This window comes from Citrobacter sp. Cf132 (assembly GCF_030333885.1).
Taxonomy (GTDB): Bacteria; Pseudomonadota; Gammaproteobacteria; order Enterobacterales; family Enterobacteriaceae; genus Citrobacter; species Citrobacter freundii.
This window is the reverse complement of sequence record NZ_JAOWFA010000057.1, coordinates 551,829-565,339: the sequence shown is the minus strand read 5'-3', so window position 1 is coordinate 565,339 and position 13,511 is coordinate 551,829. Positions and strand designations below refer to the sequence as shown.

General features: G+C 54.0%; 15 protein-coding genes. 13 read left to right on the top strand and 2 right to left on the bottom strand.

Annotated elements, in window-relative coordinates; translation table 11 throughout:
* The first annotated feature begins 116 nt into the window (after nucleotides 1-116).
* From fliD to amyA, 4 genes are all read left to right on the top strand, one after another.
* Nucleotides 117-1,517 carry a flagellar filament capping protein FliD gene (fliD, locus tag OGV85_RS16090; protein ID WP_181522774.1) on the top strand — a complete coding sequence of 467 codons (1,401 nt, stop codon included), beginning with the start codon at nucleotides 117-119 and terminating at the stop codon, nucleotides 1,515-1,517.
* 15 nt (nucleotides 1,518-1,532) lie between these two features.
* Nucleotides 1,533-1,940: a flagellar export chaperone FliS gene (gene fliS, locus OGV85_RS16085; RefSeq protein WP_079223690.1), complete on the top strand. Its 408-nt coding sequence runs from the start codon at nucleotides 1,533-1,535 to the stop codon at nucleotides 1,938-1,940.
* A complete protein-coding gene (gene fliT, locus OGV85_RS16080; protein ID WP_181522773.1) occupies nucleotides 1,940-2,311 on the top strand; it encodes a flagella biosynthesis regulatory protein FliT in 372 nt (123 codons plus the stop codon). Before fliS ends, fliT begins: the two co-directional genes overlap by 1 nt.
* Before the next feature lie 68 nt (nucleotides 2,312-2,379).
* A complete protein-coding gene (amyA, locus tag OGV85_RS16075) occupies nucleotides 2,380-3,867 on the top strand; it encodes an alpha-amylase (RefSeq protein ID WP_181522772.1) in 1,488 nt (495 codons plus the stop codon).
* Between the two features lie 40 nt (nucleotides 3,868-3,907).
* Here amyA and yedD read toward each other — a convergent pair whose 3' ends face one another.
* Entirely contained in the window at nucleotides 3,908-4,321 is a 414-nt protein-coding gene (gene yedD / locus OGV85_RS16070; protein ID WP_003030454.1) for a lipoprotein YedD, read from the bottom strand.
* A 185-nt stretch (nucleotides 4,322-4,506) separates the two neighbouring features.
* Here yedD and yedE point away from each other — a divergent pair, with 185 nt between their 5' ends.
* Both yedE and yedF read left to right on the top strand, forming a co-directional pair.
* Nucleotides 4,507-5,712 (top strand): selenium metabolism membrane protein YedE/FdhT, encoded by a 1,206-nt coding sequence (gene yedE / locus OGV85_RS16065; protein WP_181522771.1) that lies wholly within the window; start codon nucleotides 4,507-4,509, stop codon nucleotides 5,710-5,712.
* Nucleotides 5,709-5,942: a sulfurtransferase-like selenium metabolism protein YedF gene (gene yedF, locus OGV85_RS16060; protein ID WP_000790504.1), complete on the top strand. Its 234-nt coding sequence runs from the start codon at nucleotides 5,709-5,711 to the stop codon at nucleotides 5,940-5,942. The genes yedE and yedF overlap by 4 nt, the downstream gene beginning before the upstream one ends.
* 55 nt (nucleotides 5,943-5,997) lie before the next feature.
* On the opposite strand, the gene fliE is transcribed toward yedF, so the two are convergent.
* Nucleotides 5,998-6,312 (bottom strand): flagellar hook-basal body complex protein FliE, encoded by a 315-nt coding sequence (gene fliE / locus OGV85_RS16055; RefSeq protein ID WP_003030448.1) that lies wholly within the window; start codon nucleotides 6,310-6,312, stop codon nucleotides 5,998-6,000.
* A gap of 216 nt (nucleotides 6,313-6,528) precedes the next feature.
* Here fliE and fliF point away from each other — a divergent pair, with 216 nt between their 5' ends.
* The 7 genes from fliF (at nucleotide 6,529) to fliL (ending at nucleotide 13,511) form a co-directional block, all read left to right on the top strand.
* The gene (gene fliF, locus OGV85_RS16050; RefSeq protein WP_003030446.1) at nucleotides 6,529-8,202 is read left to right on the top strand and encodes a flagellar basal-body MS-ring/collar protein FliF; all 1,674 of its coding nucleotides are present in this window, start codon (nucleotides 6,529-6,531) and stop codon (nucleotides 8,200-8,202) included.
* Nucleotides 8,195-9,193, top strand: coding sequence for a flagellar motor switch protein FliG (gene fliG / locus OGV85_RS16045; RefSeq protein ID WP_003030443.1), 999 nt, complete (start codon nucleotides 8,195-8,197; stop codon nucleotides 9,191-9,193). The genes fliF and fliG overlap by 8 nt, the downstream gene beginning before the upstream one ends.
* The gene (fliH, locus tag OGV85_RS16040) at nucleotides 9,186-9,893 is read left to right on the top strand and encodes a flagellar assembly protein FliH (protein WP_003030441.1); all 708 of its coding nucleotides are present in this window, start codon (nucleotides 9,186-9,188) and stop codon (nucleotides 9,891-9,893) included. Before fliG ends, fliH begins: the two co-directional genes overlap by 8 nt.
* Entirely contained in the window at nucleotides 9,893-11,263 is a 1,371-nt protein-coding gene (gene fliI / locus OGV85_RS16035; protein ID WP_003030440.1) for a flagellar protein export ATPase FliI, read from the top strand. The genes fliH and fliI overlap by 1 nt, the downstream gene beginning before the upstream one ends.
* A 21-nt stretch (nucleotides 11,264-11,284) precedes the next feature.
* On the top strand, nucleotides 11,285-11,728 hold the full coding sequence (gene fliJ / locus OGV85_RS16030; protein ID WP_003030438.1) for a flagellar export protein FliJ: 444 nt from the start codon (nucleotides 11,285-11,287) through the stop codon (nucleotides 11,726-11,728).
* Nucleotides 11,725-12,939 carry a flagellar hook length control protein FliK gene (fliK, locus tag OGV85_RS16025; protein ID WP_048218011.1) on the top strand — a complete coding sequence of 405 codons (1,215 nt, stop codon included), beginning with the start codon at nucleotides 11,725-11,727 and terminating at the stop codon, nucleotides 12,937-12,939. Before fliJ ends, fliK begins: the two co-directional genes overlap by 4 nt.
* A gap of 104 nt (nucleotides 12,940-13,043) precedes the next feature.
* The gene (gene fliL / locus OGV85_RS16020) at nucleotides 13,044-13,511 is read left to right on the top strand and encodes a flagellar basal body-associated protein FliL (protein ID WP_003030435.1); all 468 of its coding nucleotides are present in this window, start codon (nucleotides 13,044-13,046) and stop codon (nucleotides 13,509-13,511) included.

Genomic DNA, 13,511 nt, shown 5'->3' with positions numbered 1-13,511 from the left:
TACCCGCAATATTCACCACTATTCCGCGCATTATTTTTGCAAAACTATCATTAAACTTTGCGCGCAGATTGCCGATAACCCGCTTAACAATTGTTTGCAATCACAAGGAATCGGGCATGGCTTCATTTACATCACTGGGCGTAGGCTCAGGCTTACCACTGGATACGTTGCTAAACAACCTGACTATTGCTGAGAAAAAACGTTTAAATCCAATCACTCAGCAACAGAGCGATAATAATGCACGCCTGACGGCTTACGGTACGCTGAAGAGTGCGCTGGAAAAATTCCAGACGGCCAATACCGCATTAAATAAACCGGAACTGTTCAAAAGCAGTAATGTGACCAGCAGTACTGAAGATCTGAAAGTGACCACCGAAGCCGGCGCGGCACCGGGTATTTATACCATCAGCGTTACACAGCTGGCGCAGGCGCAATCTTTGAGTACTGCAACGGTTGGTTCAAACAAAGAGGCTCTCGGTGATGGTTCTGCCACGCGCACGATTAAAATTGAGCAGCCGGGTCGGAAAGAGCCGCTGGAGATTAAACTGTCGCAGGACAAAACCACGCTGGACGATATCAGTAAGGCGATTAACGATTCCGACAGCGGGATTTCTGCCAGTATCGTCAAGGTGAAAGACGATGAGTTTAAACTGGTGCTGACCGCCGCCGAAGGTCTGGACAGCGAAATGACTATCTCTGTTGACGGCGACAGCAAGCTTAACGATCTACTGGCTTACGACAGCAAAACCGGTACCGGTAAAATGGATGAACGAGTAGTTGCGCAAAACTCTCAATTAACCATGAACGGGATCCCTATTGAACGCCAGAGTAACAAAATCACCGATGCCCCGCAGGGCGTGACGCTAGAACTGACCAAAAAAGTCACCGACGCGCGTGTCACCGTCACGAAAAGCAATGAGAAAGCCACGGAAGCGATTAAAGGCTGGGTGGATGCCTATAACTCACTTATTGATACCTTTAATACGCTGACCAAATATAAAGCCGTTGATCAAGGTGCTGAAGGTCAGGACAAGGATAACGGTGCCCTAGTGGGTGACAGCGTGGTGCGTACCATTCAGACCGGTATTCGCGCGCAGTTTGCCAACTCTGGTAGCGAAGGCGCCTTTAAGACGCTGAATGAAATTGGCATCAAGCAGGATGGCAAAACCGGCAAGATGACCATCGATGACACCAAACTGAAAAAAGCGCTGGACGAAAACACCGCTTCGGTACGTGAGCTGTTGGCTGGCGACGGTAAAGAAACCGGGATCACCACCAAAATTGCCGCCGAAGTGAAAAGCTACCTGGCCGATGACGGCATTATCGACAGCGCACAAGACAGCATTAACGCCACGCTGAAAAAACTGACCAAACAGTACCTGTCCGTCAGCGCCAGTATCGACGACATGGTTGCGCGTTACACCGCCCAGTTTACCCAACTGGATAGCATGATGAGCAAGCTGAATAACACCAGTAACTATCTGGGCCAACAATTTACAGCAATGAATAAATCCTGATAACACGAGGTAAGCATGTATACCGCGAGCGGTACCAAAGCCTATGCACAGGTCAGCATAGAGAGTGGCGTGATGAGCGCCAATCCGCATCAGTTGATCGAAATGTTGTTTGATGGCGCGAACAGCGCCCTGGTGCGCGCTCGCCTGTTTATGCAACAGGGCGATATTGTCGCCAAAGGCGAGGCCTTAAGCAAAGCCATTAATATTATCGACAATGGCCTGAAAGCAGGTCTGGATCAGGAGAATGGCGGTGAAATCGCCACCAACCTGTCTGCGCTGTATGACTATATGATTCGCCGTTTACTGCAAGCCAACTTGCGTAATGATTGTCAGGCTATTGAAGAAGTCGAAGGGTTGCTCGGCAACATTGCGGAAGCCTGGAAACAGATCTCACCGAAAGCGTCGTCCCAGGAGTCTCGTTAATGACCTCAGCCGTGGAGTTTATCAACCGTTGGCAGCGCATCGCGCTACTCAGTCACTCGCTGCTGGAACTGGCACAGCGGGGTGAGTGGGACCTTTTACTGGAACAGGAAGTTAGCTATCTGCAAAGTATTGAAGTGGTCATGGAAGAGCAAACTCCACCGGGCATTACGCGAAGTATTCAGGACTTAGTGGCTGGGTATATTAAACAGACGCTGGATAACGAACAGTTGCTCAAAACCCTGTTGCAGCAGCGGCTGGATGAACTCAGCAATCTCATCGGTCAGTCGACGCGCCAAAAGACGCTCAATAACGCCTATGGCCGTCTTTCCGGGATGCTGTTAGTACCCGACGCCCCCACTACGCCACAATAATTTCCCGTCTCGTCTGAATTATCTTCCATACTCCAGAGGTCGACCAAACGACTTCTGGAGCACGGAAGATGAAAAATCCCACGTTATTGCAGTATTTTCACTGGTATTACCCCGATGGCGGTCAACTCTGGCCCGAGCTTGCCGAACGCGCAGGCGGACTCAATGATATCGGCATCAATATGGTATGGCTGCCCCCCGCTTATAAAGGCGCGTCCGGCGGTTATTCCGTTGGCTATGATTCCTACGATCTGTTTGATTTGGGCGAATTCGACCAAAAGGGAACCGTCGCCACCAAATACGGCGATAAAAACCAGCTGCTGGCGGCGATAGACGCGCTTAAGCACAATGATATTGCCGTACTGCTGGACGTGGTGGTTAACCACAAAATGGGCGCAGATGAGAAAGAAAAGATCCGCGTCCAACGGGTTAACGCCGAGGATCGCACACAAATAGACGATGAGATTATCGAATGCGAAGGCTGGACGCGCTACACCTTCCCTGCCCGCGCTGGCCAGTATTCGCAATTCATTTGGGACTTTAAATGCTTCAGCGGCATTGACCATATCGAGAATCCCACCGAAGACGGCATTTTCAAAATCGTTAACGACTACACCGGCGAAGGCTGGAACGATCAGGTTGATGATGAGTTGGGTAATTTTGATTATCTGATGGGCGAAAATATCGATTTTCGCAATCACGCGGTGACTGAGGAGCTCAAATACTGGGCGCGTTGGGTAATGGAGCAAACCCAGTGTGACGGTTTTCGTTTAGATGCGGTGAAACATATTCCGGCATGGTTTTACAAAGAGTGGATCGAGCACGTACAGGAAGTCGCCCCCAAGCCACTGTTTATCGTTGCGGAATACTGGTCCCATGAAGTCGATAAGCTGCAAACCTACATTAATCAGGTGGAGGGGAAAACCATGCTGTTCGACGCCCCTTTGCAGATGAAATTCCACGAAGCCTCCCGTCAGGGCCGCGATTACGACATGAGCCAGATTTTTACCGACACGTTAGTGGAGGCCGATCCGTTTCATGCCGTCACGCTGGTGGCCAATCACGACACCCAACCCTTGCAGGCACTCGAAGCCCCTGTCGAACCGTGGTTTAAGCCGCTGGCCTATGCACTGATCCTGCTGCGCGAAAACGGCGTGCCGTCGGTGTTTTACCCCGACCTCTACGGAGCGCATTACGAAGACACCGGCGGCGATGGCGAAACTTATCCTATCGACATGCCGATCATTGAACAGCTTGATGAACTGATCCTCGCGCGTCAGCGCTTTGCGCACGGGGTACAGACGCTCTTTTTCGATCACCCTAACTGTATCGCTTTTAGTCGCAGCGGAACGGACGAAGATCCCGGCTGCGTGGTGGTGTTGTCTAACGGCGATGACGGGGAAAAGACCATCAATCTCGGCGCCAATTATGGCAATAAAACCTGGCGTGACTATCTGGGAAATCGTGCAGAAAGTGTGGTCACCGATGATAACGGTGAAGCGACGTTTTATTGTAACGGCGGGAGCGTCAGCGTGTGGGTGATTGAAGACGTGTTGTAAAGTTCAACCCCGGTGGCTGTTGGCTACCGGGGCGTACGGTTTATGGCAGCGGTGTGGCCAGAGGCGTTTTCTTTAACGCGTCAGCACATTCCTGCGTCGGGCGATCCACCCGTTGCAGCGTCATACCGTCATATTCCAGCGTATTGCCTTCGCGCTCGATCTCGTACAGCTCGCGTTTCACCGTCACGTTGGTGAGATCGCCAGAGAGCATCGTCAGTTTCCCCGGCAGCGCGATCACCCGCTGCCACTGGCGACAATCCAGCGTATCGCCCTCTTTCGTTATCACCAGGCTGGCAATGGCTTCCGGACTCACCAGACTGCGTTGCGGACCTTTTGACTGCCAGTATCCTTCCAGACCGGCTGGCGCTGGCGTTTTCACCACGTCGTTATAATTTTCTACTTCGGCGCATCCGGTAAGCGCCAGAAATACACCAACGATTGCTAATTTTTTCATCATTCATCCTGCATGCGAAGAAAATGGGATTGTGGCATTAAAGGCCTGATGTCGCCAGCCTTTCGGCAGCGTTGAGAAAGATTGATCCATACGGTGTTACCTCTTATTACTCATAGTCAAAAATTCTGAACGGTGTAGTATCCACACTTCTTGTTACATACCTTCTGAGTTCAGAGGCACAACGCATGTCATGGCAACACTTCAAACAGGCCTGGTTAATTAAATTTTGGGCCCCCGCCCCTGCGGTCATCGCAGCGGGTATTCTCTCCACTTATTATTTCGGCATTATGGGAACCTTCTGGGCCGTTACCGGTGAATTCACCCGTTGGGGTGGTCAAATCCTGCAACTGTTTGGCGTGCACGCCGAAGAGTGGGGATACTACAAGCTGATCCATCTCGAAGGTTCGCCCCTGACCCGCATCGACGGCATGATGATCCTCGGTATGTTCGGCGGCTGTTTTGCTGCCGCACTGTGGGCCAACAACGTCAAATTGCGCATGCCGCGCAGTCGGGTGCGCATTATGCAGGCGATAGTCGGCGGGGCGATCGCCGGATTCGGTGCCCGGCTGGCAATGGGCTGTAACCTGGCCGCATTCTTCACCGGCATTCCGCAGTTCTCATTACACGCCTGGTTTTTTGCGCTGGCCACGGCCATTGGCTCATGGTTTGGCGCACGCTTTACCCTGCTGCCAATGTTTCGTATTCCGGTCAAAATGCAGAAAGTCTCTGCCGCTTCGCCGTTAACGCAAAAGCCGGATCAGGCCCGTCGCCGTTTCCGCCTTGGTATGCTGGTGTTTATCGGCATGATCGGCTGGGCGCTGCTCACCGCGATGGATAAACCCAAGCTCGGTCTGGCGATGCTATTTGGCGTTGGGTTCGGTCTGCTGATTGAACGGGCGCAAATCTGCTTCACCTCCGCCTTCCGCGACCTGTGGATTTCTGGTCGCACCCATATGGCAAAAGCAATCATCTTCGGGATGGCGGTCAGCGCCATCGGTATCTTTAGCTACGTACAACTGGGCGTCGAGCCTAAAATCATGTGGGCGGGTCCAAATGCGGTGATCGGCGGCTTGCTGTTCGGCTTTGGCATCGTTTTAGCGGGTGGATGTGAAACCGGCTGGATGTACCGCGCCGTTGAAGGCCAGGTGCATTACTGGTGGGTTGGTCTGGGCAACGTTATTGGCTCGACCATTCTGGCCTACTACTGGGATGATTTTGCTCCCGCGCTTGCCACCAACTGGGACAAAGTGAATCTGCTCAACACCTTCGGTCCGCTCGGCGGCCTACTGGTGACCTATCTGCTGTTGTTTGCCGCGCTGATGCTCATTATCGGCTGGGAAAAACGCTTCTTCCGTCGCGCAGGACTGACGCCTGCCAAGGAGTCTGTATGAAAAATATCGTGCCTGATTATCGCCTCGATATGGTCGGCGAACCGTGTCCATACCCGGCTGTCGCCACGCTGGAAGCGATGCCGCAATTGAAGAAAGGTGAAATTCTGGAAGTGGTGAGCGATTGCCCGCAGTCAATCAACAATATTCCACTGGATGCGCGTAATCACGGCTATACGGTGCTGGATATTCAGCAGGATGGCCCAACGATCCGCTATTTGATTCAGAAGTAACTGGTTGCCGGATGGCCGCTGCGCTTATCCGGCAAACAATCTCTGCACGTTAAACCTACACCTGCATCGACATCACTTCCTGGTAGGCCGACACCAGCTTGTTACGCACCTGAATACCCATCTGCATTGATACCGACGCTTTTTGCATATCGGTCATCACATCATTCAGCGCAATACCCGGTTCACCGAGGGTAAATTTCTCAGCCTGCGTACGGGACGCGGTTTGCACATCGCTGATCCTGTCTAACGCCGCATGCAGTTGACCGGCAAAACTTACGGTCGGTTGTGGCTGCATATCCTGCATTTTTGCTGACATCGCCGTGGCCTGTAACTGGCTGATGACCCCTTCAATCCCCTGTATTGCCGACATTCTGATCCCCTGGATGATTTTTTACTTAGCTGAGATTACCAGTTAGTCAATAAGATAAAGGCGTTAAATAACGATAAAAAACCACGGTTTTTAACGCATAGAAAAATTCGAAACCGCAAATAATGAGACCGTCAATTTTTCGAGTTTGCTGACCCGGGAGTGAGTCTTGTTCCACTTTGCAAAAAACGCCGTCCACGATAAGCCACGAGGTGCGAGATGAGTGCGACAGCATCGACTGCAACCCAGCTTAAACCTCTCGAGTGGTTAAACCGCCTGCGCGCGAATCCCAGAATTCCTCTGATTGTGGCGGGAGCCGCTGCCGTCGCTATCATCGTGGCGATGGTCCTGTGGGCCAAAACACCTGACTACCGCACACTGTTCAGCAACCTATCCGATCAGGATGGTGGCGCGATTGTCACCCAACTGACGCAGATGAACGTTCCCTATCGTTTTACTGAGGGAAGCGGTGCTATAGAAGTTCCTGCCGATAAAGTTCACGAATTGCGGTTACGTCTGGCACAACAAGGTCTGCCGAAGGGCGGCGCCGTTGGCTTTGAGCTGCTGGATCAGGAAAAGTTTGGTATTAGCCAGTTTAGCGAGCAGGTCAACTACCAGCGTGCGCTGGAAGGTGAATTAGCCCGTACTATTGAAACGCTGGGACCGGTAAAACGCGCCCGCGTGCATCTGGCAATGCCAAAACCGTCGCTGTTTGTGCGTGAGCAAAAAGCGCCTTCAGCCTCCGTGACCGTTAACCTTGAACCGGGTCGCGCACTGGATGAAGGTCAAATCAGTGCGGTCACGCATCTGGTTTCCAGCGCTGTTGCAGGCTTGCCACCGGGCAACGTTACGCTGGTCGACCAGGCGGGTCATCTGTTAACTCAGTCAAACACCAGCAGCCGCGATCTTAACGATGCGCAGTTGAAATACGCCAGCGATGTCGAAGGGCGCGTTCAACGTCGTATTGAATCGATCCTGTCGCCGATTGTCGGCAACGGTAACGTACATGCGCAGGTCACCGCACAACTGGATTTTGCTAATAAAGAGCAAACCGAAGAACAGTACCGTCCAAACGGTGATGATTCCCAGGCCGTGCTGCGTTCACGCCAGTTAAACGTCAGCGAGCAGATCGGTAGCGGAGCGCCAGGCGGCGTACCGGGCGCATTGTCTAACCAACCAGCACCGGCTAATACCGCGCCAATCGCCACCCCTCCGGCTAATCAGCAAAATGCGCAAACCACGCAAACGGCAAATAACAACAATAATTCTGGTCCACGCAGTACGCAGCGTAATGAAACCAGCAACTATGAAGTCGACCGTACCATTCGCCACACCAAAATGAACGTCGGCGATGTGCAGCGTCTCTCGGTTGCAGTGGTGGTCAACTATAAAACGTTGCCGGACGGTAAACCGCTGCCGTTAACCGCAGATCAGATGAAACAGATTGAGGACCTGACCCGCGAAGCGATGGGCTTCTCCGACAAGCGTGGCGATACCCTGAACGTGGTGAACTCGCCTTTCACGGCAACCGACGATTCCCTTGGCGAGCTGCCGTTCTGGAAACAGCAGGTCTTTATTGAACAGTTGATGACCGCAGGCCGTTGGTTGCTGGTTCTGCTTGTTGCCTGGATCCTGTGGCGTAAGGCTGTTCGCCCGCAGTTGGTTCGCCGCAGCGAAGAAGCAAAAGCGGTACAAGAACAAACGCGTATCCGTCAGGAAACCGAAGAAGCGGTAGAAGTTCGCCTCAGCAAAGACGAACAAACCCAGCAGCGTCGTACGAATCAACGTCTGGGTGCAGAAGTGATGAGCCAGCGTATTCGTGAAATGTCAGATAACGATCCGCGCGTCGTGGCGCTGGTCATTCGCCAGTGGATGAGTAACGATCATGAGTAATGCCCTTACCGGTACCGATAAAAGCGTCATCTTGCTGATGACCATTGGCGAAGATCGCGCGGCGGAGGTGTTTAAACACCTTTCCACGCGCGAAGTTCAGGCGCTCAGTACAGCGATGGCGAACGTACGCCAGATCTCCAACAAACAGTTGACGGAAGTACTGGCCGAGTTTGAGCAAGAAGCAGAACAATTTGCCGCGCTGAATATCAACGCCAACGAATATCTGCGCTCCGTGCTGGTGAAAGCGCTGGGCGAGGAACGCGCCTCCAGCCTGCTGGAAGATATTCTGGAAACCCGCGATACCACCAGCGGCATTGAAACGCTCAACTTTATGGAGCCACAAAGCGCCGCCGACCTTATCCGCGACGAGCATCCACAGATTATCGCCACCATTCTGGTACACCTCAAACGGGGCCAGGCCGCCGATATTCTGGCACTGTTCGACGAGCGTTTACGTCACGACGTGATGCTGCGTATCGCCACCTTCGGCGGTGTGCAGCCTGCCGCGCTGGCAGAACTGACCGAGGTACTGAACGGTCTACTCGATGGTCAGAACCTCAAGCGCAGCAAAATGGGCGGCGTGAGAACGGCAGCAGAAATTATCAACCTGATGAAAACCCAGCAGGAAGAAGCGGTTATTACCGCCGTACGCGAATTCGACGGCGAGCTGGCACAGAAAATTATCGACGAGATGTTCCTGTTCGAAAACCTGGTGGACGTCGACGATCGCAGTATCCAGCGTCTGTTGCAGGAAGTGGATTCCGAATCTCTGCTGATTGCCCTGAAAGGTGCCGAACAGCCGCTACGCGAGAAGTTCCTGCGCAACATGTCGCAACGTGCTGCCGATATTCTGCGTGACGACCTTGCCAACCGCGGCCCGGTGCGTTTGTCGCAGGTGGAAAACGAACAGAAAGCCATTCTGCTTATTGTGCGTCGTCTGGCGGAAACTGGAGAGATGGTGATAGGCAGCGGCGAGGATACCTATGTCTAACGAACTGCCGTGGAAAGTCTGGACTCCGGACGACCTCGCCCCACCGATGGCGGAGTTCGTACTGGCCGACCACAGCGAAACGCCGCTGTCAGAAGAAGCTGAAGAGCCACAGCTTTCCGCAGAGCAACAGCTTGAACAGCAGCTCGCACAGCTGCAAATGCAGGCCCATGAGCAAGGGTATAACGCGGGGCTGGCGGAAGGTCGACAAAAAGGTCACGAACAAGGCTATCAGGAAGGTCTGAGCCAGGGGCTGGAGCAAGGCCAGAACCAGGCGCGAGCACAGCATGCGCCGATCCATGCCCGCATGCAGCAGCTGGTGAGTGAATTTCAGAATACGCTGGACGCGCTGGATAGCGTCATTGCCTCGCGACTGATGCAAATGGCGCTGGAAGCTGCGCGTCAGGTGATTGGTCAGACGCCAATCGTGGATAACGCGGCGCTGATTAAGCAAATCCAACAGTTATTGCAACAGGAACCGCTGTTTAGCGGTAAGCCTCAGCTGCGCGTACATCCGGACGATCTCCAGCGTGTAGAGGAGATGCTCGGTGCCACTCTCAGCCTGCACGGCTGGCGGCTGCGCGGCGACCCGACTCTGCATCACGGCGGCTGTAAAGTCTCCGCCGACGAAGGCGATCTGGATGCCAGCGTCGCCACACGCTGGCAAGAACTCTGCCGTCTGGCAGCGCCAGGAGTCGTGTAATGACCACTCGCCTGACTCGCTGGCTCAATACGCTGGACAACTTCGAAGAGAAAATGTCACTGCTGCCTGCGGTGCGTCGTTATGGTCGCCTGACCCGCGCAACCGGGCTGGTGCTGGAGGCCACAGGATTACAGCTGCCGCTCGGTGCCACCTGCGTCATTGAACGCCAGGACGGCAACGAAACCCAGGAGGTCGAAAGCGAAGTCGTGGGCTTTAACGGTCAACGTCTGTTTTTGATGCCGCTCGAAGAGGTCGAAGGCGTTCTGCCCGGCGCACGCGTATACGCGAAGAACATTGCCGGAGAAGGTCTGCAAAGCGGGAAGCAATTACCGCTTGGCCCTGCTCTGCTGGGTCGTGTGCTGGACGGTAGCGGCAAACCGCTCGACGGACTGCCCGCCCCGGATACCACCGAAACCGGCGCATTGATTACGCCGCCGTTTAACCCGCTGCAACGGACCGCAATTGAACACGTCCTGGATACCGGCGTACGCCCCATCAACGCGTTGTTAACCGTTGGCCGCGGCCAGCGTATGGGGCTTTTCGCCGGTTCCGGCGTCGGTAAAAGCGTCCTGCTCGGCATGATGGCACGCTATACCCAGGCCGATGTTATCGTCGTGGGTCTGATTGGCGAGCGTGGTCGCGAAGTTAAAGATTTTATTGAAAATATTCTCGGTGCTGACGGTCGCGCACGCTCGGTAGTGATTGCCGCTCCGGCGGACGTCTCGCCGCTGTTACGTATGCAAGGCGCGGCCTACGCCACGCGCATCGCCGAAGATTTTCGCGATCGCGGACAGCATGTATTGCTGATTATGGACTCCCTCACCCGCTACGCGATGGCACAACGTGAGATAGCCCTGGCGATCGGCGAGCCACCGGCAACCAAAGGTTATCCACCCTCAGTATTCGCTAAGTTACCGGCGCTGGTCGAACGGGCCGGTAACGGTATCCACGGCGGCGGTTCAGTCACCGCGTTTTATACGGTACTGACCGAGGGTGACGACCAACAGGACCCGATTGCCGATTCCGCGCGCGCGATTCTGGACGGTCACATTGTGCTGTCTCGTCATCTGGCCGAGGCGGGTCACTATCCGGCCATCGATATTGAAGCCTCGATCAGCCGCGCCATGACCGCGCTCATTAGTGAAAAACACTATGCACGGGTGCGTAACTTTAAACAGTTGCTGTCCAGCTTCCAGCGTAACCGTGATCTGGTCAGCGTGGGGGCGTATGCCAAAGGCAGCGATCCGATGCTGGATAAAGCCATCGCCTTATGGCCGCAGCTGGAAGCATTCTTACAGCAAGGTATTTTTGAACGGGCTGACTGGGAAGATTCTCTACAAGCTTTGGAACTGATTTTCCCTGGTGTGTGATTAAGCAGGAGAGCATAGGTCATGGCACAACATGGTGCATTAGCAACATTGAAAGACCTGGCTGAAAAAGAGGTAGATGACGCTGCTGTCTTATTGGGAGAGATGCGTCGTGGCTGTCAGCAGGCGGAAGAGCAGTTGAAAATGCTGATCGATTATCAGCATGAGTATCGCAACAATCTGAACAACGACATGGGCCAGGGTATTACCAGCAATCGCTGGATCAATTACCAACAATTTATTCAGACGCTGGAAAAAGCGATTGAGCAACATCGCCAACAGCTCAATCAATGGACACAGAAAGTAGACCAGGCATTGAACAGTTGGCGCGACAAAAAACAACGATTACAGGCGTGGCAGACGTTGCAGGACAGACAAACCTCGGCGGCGTTACTGGCCGAAAACCGTCTGGATCAGAAAAAAATGGATGAATTTGCTCAGCGCGCAGCTATGAGGAAACCCGAATGATTACTTTACCCCAACTGATTACCACCGACACCGATGTAGCCGCAGGTCTTCAGTCAAGCAAAGCGGTAGATTCACCCGAGGATTTTTTAGCGCTACTGGCTGGCGCATTAGGTGCGGGCGACGCACAAGGTAAAGACGCCCCGCTGTCGCTTGCCGACTTACAGGCGGCCAGCAGTAAGCTGCAAAAAGGGTTGCTGCAAAAAAATGGCGATGCCACACCGTCGGTCAAATTAACCGATCTGCTGGCGCAACAGGAGCTGCAAACCGAGACTTCTCTTGCCGACATGACTGACGCTCAGCAACTGTTGTCCGCTCTCACGCCTTCACTGAAAGCGAATGCCCTGACGACACTGGGCAAAGTCGCGCAGCAGGACGAAAAAAACACTACGCTGAGTGATGACGATCTCGCCAACCTGAGCGCGTTGTTCGCCATGCTGCCAGGACAACCACTGGCTACGCCTGCCGTCGATAGCGCACCAGCCCCTGTTGATGCGGCGCTTTCCGCATTGTCACGAGGCGCGGTACACGGCGCGGCAACTGATAATGCAGACGAATTACTGCCTGGTGATGCCAAAAAAGGCAAAGCGGATGTCACGATTGCTGGCGGTGGTGCTAATCAGGCAAACAACCCGGCATTAACCCCGCTGACGGCGGCAGCGAACGCCAGAACTGAAATCGACAGCACCCCGTCACCGACCAGCATTGGCATGACTGCGGCCCCGCTAAGTGGTTCACAAACACACGCACAACCGTTACCGACGGCCGCGCCGGTGTTAAGCGCTCCGTTAGGTAGCCATGAATGGCAGCAATCGCTGAGCCAGCACGTCACCTTGTTCACGCGCCAGGGCCAGCAAAGCGCAGAGCTGCGTCTGCATCCGCAGGACCTGGGTCAGGTACATATTTCGCTCAAGCTGGACGATAACCTCGCGCAGTTACAAATGGTTTCACCGCACAGTCACGTGCGCGCCGCACTGGAAGCCGCATTACCGATGCTGCGTACACAGTTGGCTGAAAGCGGGATCCAACTGGGACAAAGCAACATCAGCAGTGAAAGCTTCGCTGGCCATCAGCAGTCTTCCGGACAGCAACAGCAGTCTGGTCGCGCTCAAGGACAAGACATTTTTGCCGCTGAAGATGACGCAATACTGGCAACCCCAGCCTCGCTGCAAGCCGCTGCCCGCGGCGATGGCGCAGTAGACATCTTCGCCTAACGCCAGAGGTAGCATGATTATCCGCGTCTTTTCCACGCTTTGTCGTGGACAGGACACGGGATAATCAGCCCATAAGCTGTACCGAAACAGGAAGCCCGTATCTGATGACTGACTCCGCGATTAACAAAAAAAGTAAACGCGCTATTTGGATCCCTCTGCTGGTATTAATTACCCTCGCCGCCTGCGCAACTGCAGGTTATAGCTACTGGCGCATGCAGCAGCAGCCTTCCGCCAGCGTCAAAGCGGAACCGGCTCCACCGCCAGCCCCGGTGTTCTTTGCGCTGGATACCTTTACCGTCAATCTGGGTGATGCAGACCGTGTGCTGTATATCGGTATCACATTGCGCATGAAAGATGAGGCGACACGTTCACGTCTTAACGAATATCTGCCGGAAGTGCGCAGCCGCTTGCTGCTGCTATTTTCTCGTCAGAATGCGGCCACACTCGCCACCGAGGAAGGTAAGCAACAGCTGATTACCGCTATCAAAGAGACGCTGGCGACTCCGCTTGTTGTTGGGCAGCCGAAACAGGTTGTCACCGACGTTCTTTATACAGCTTTTATTCTGCGGTAA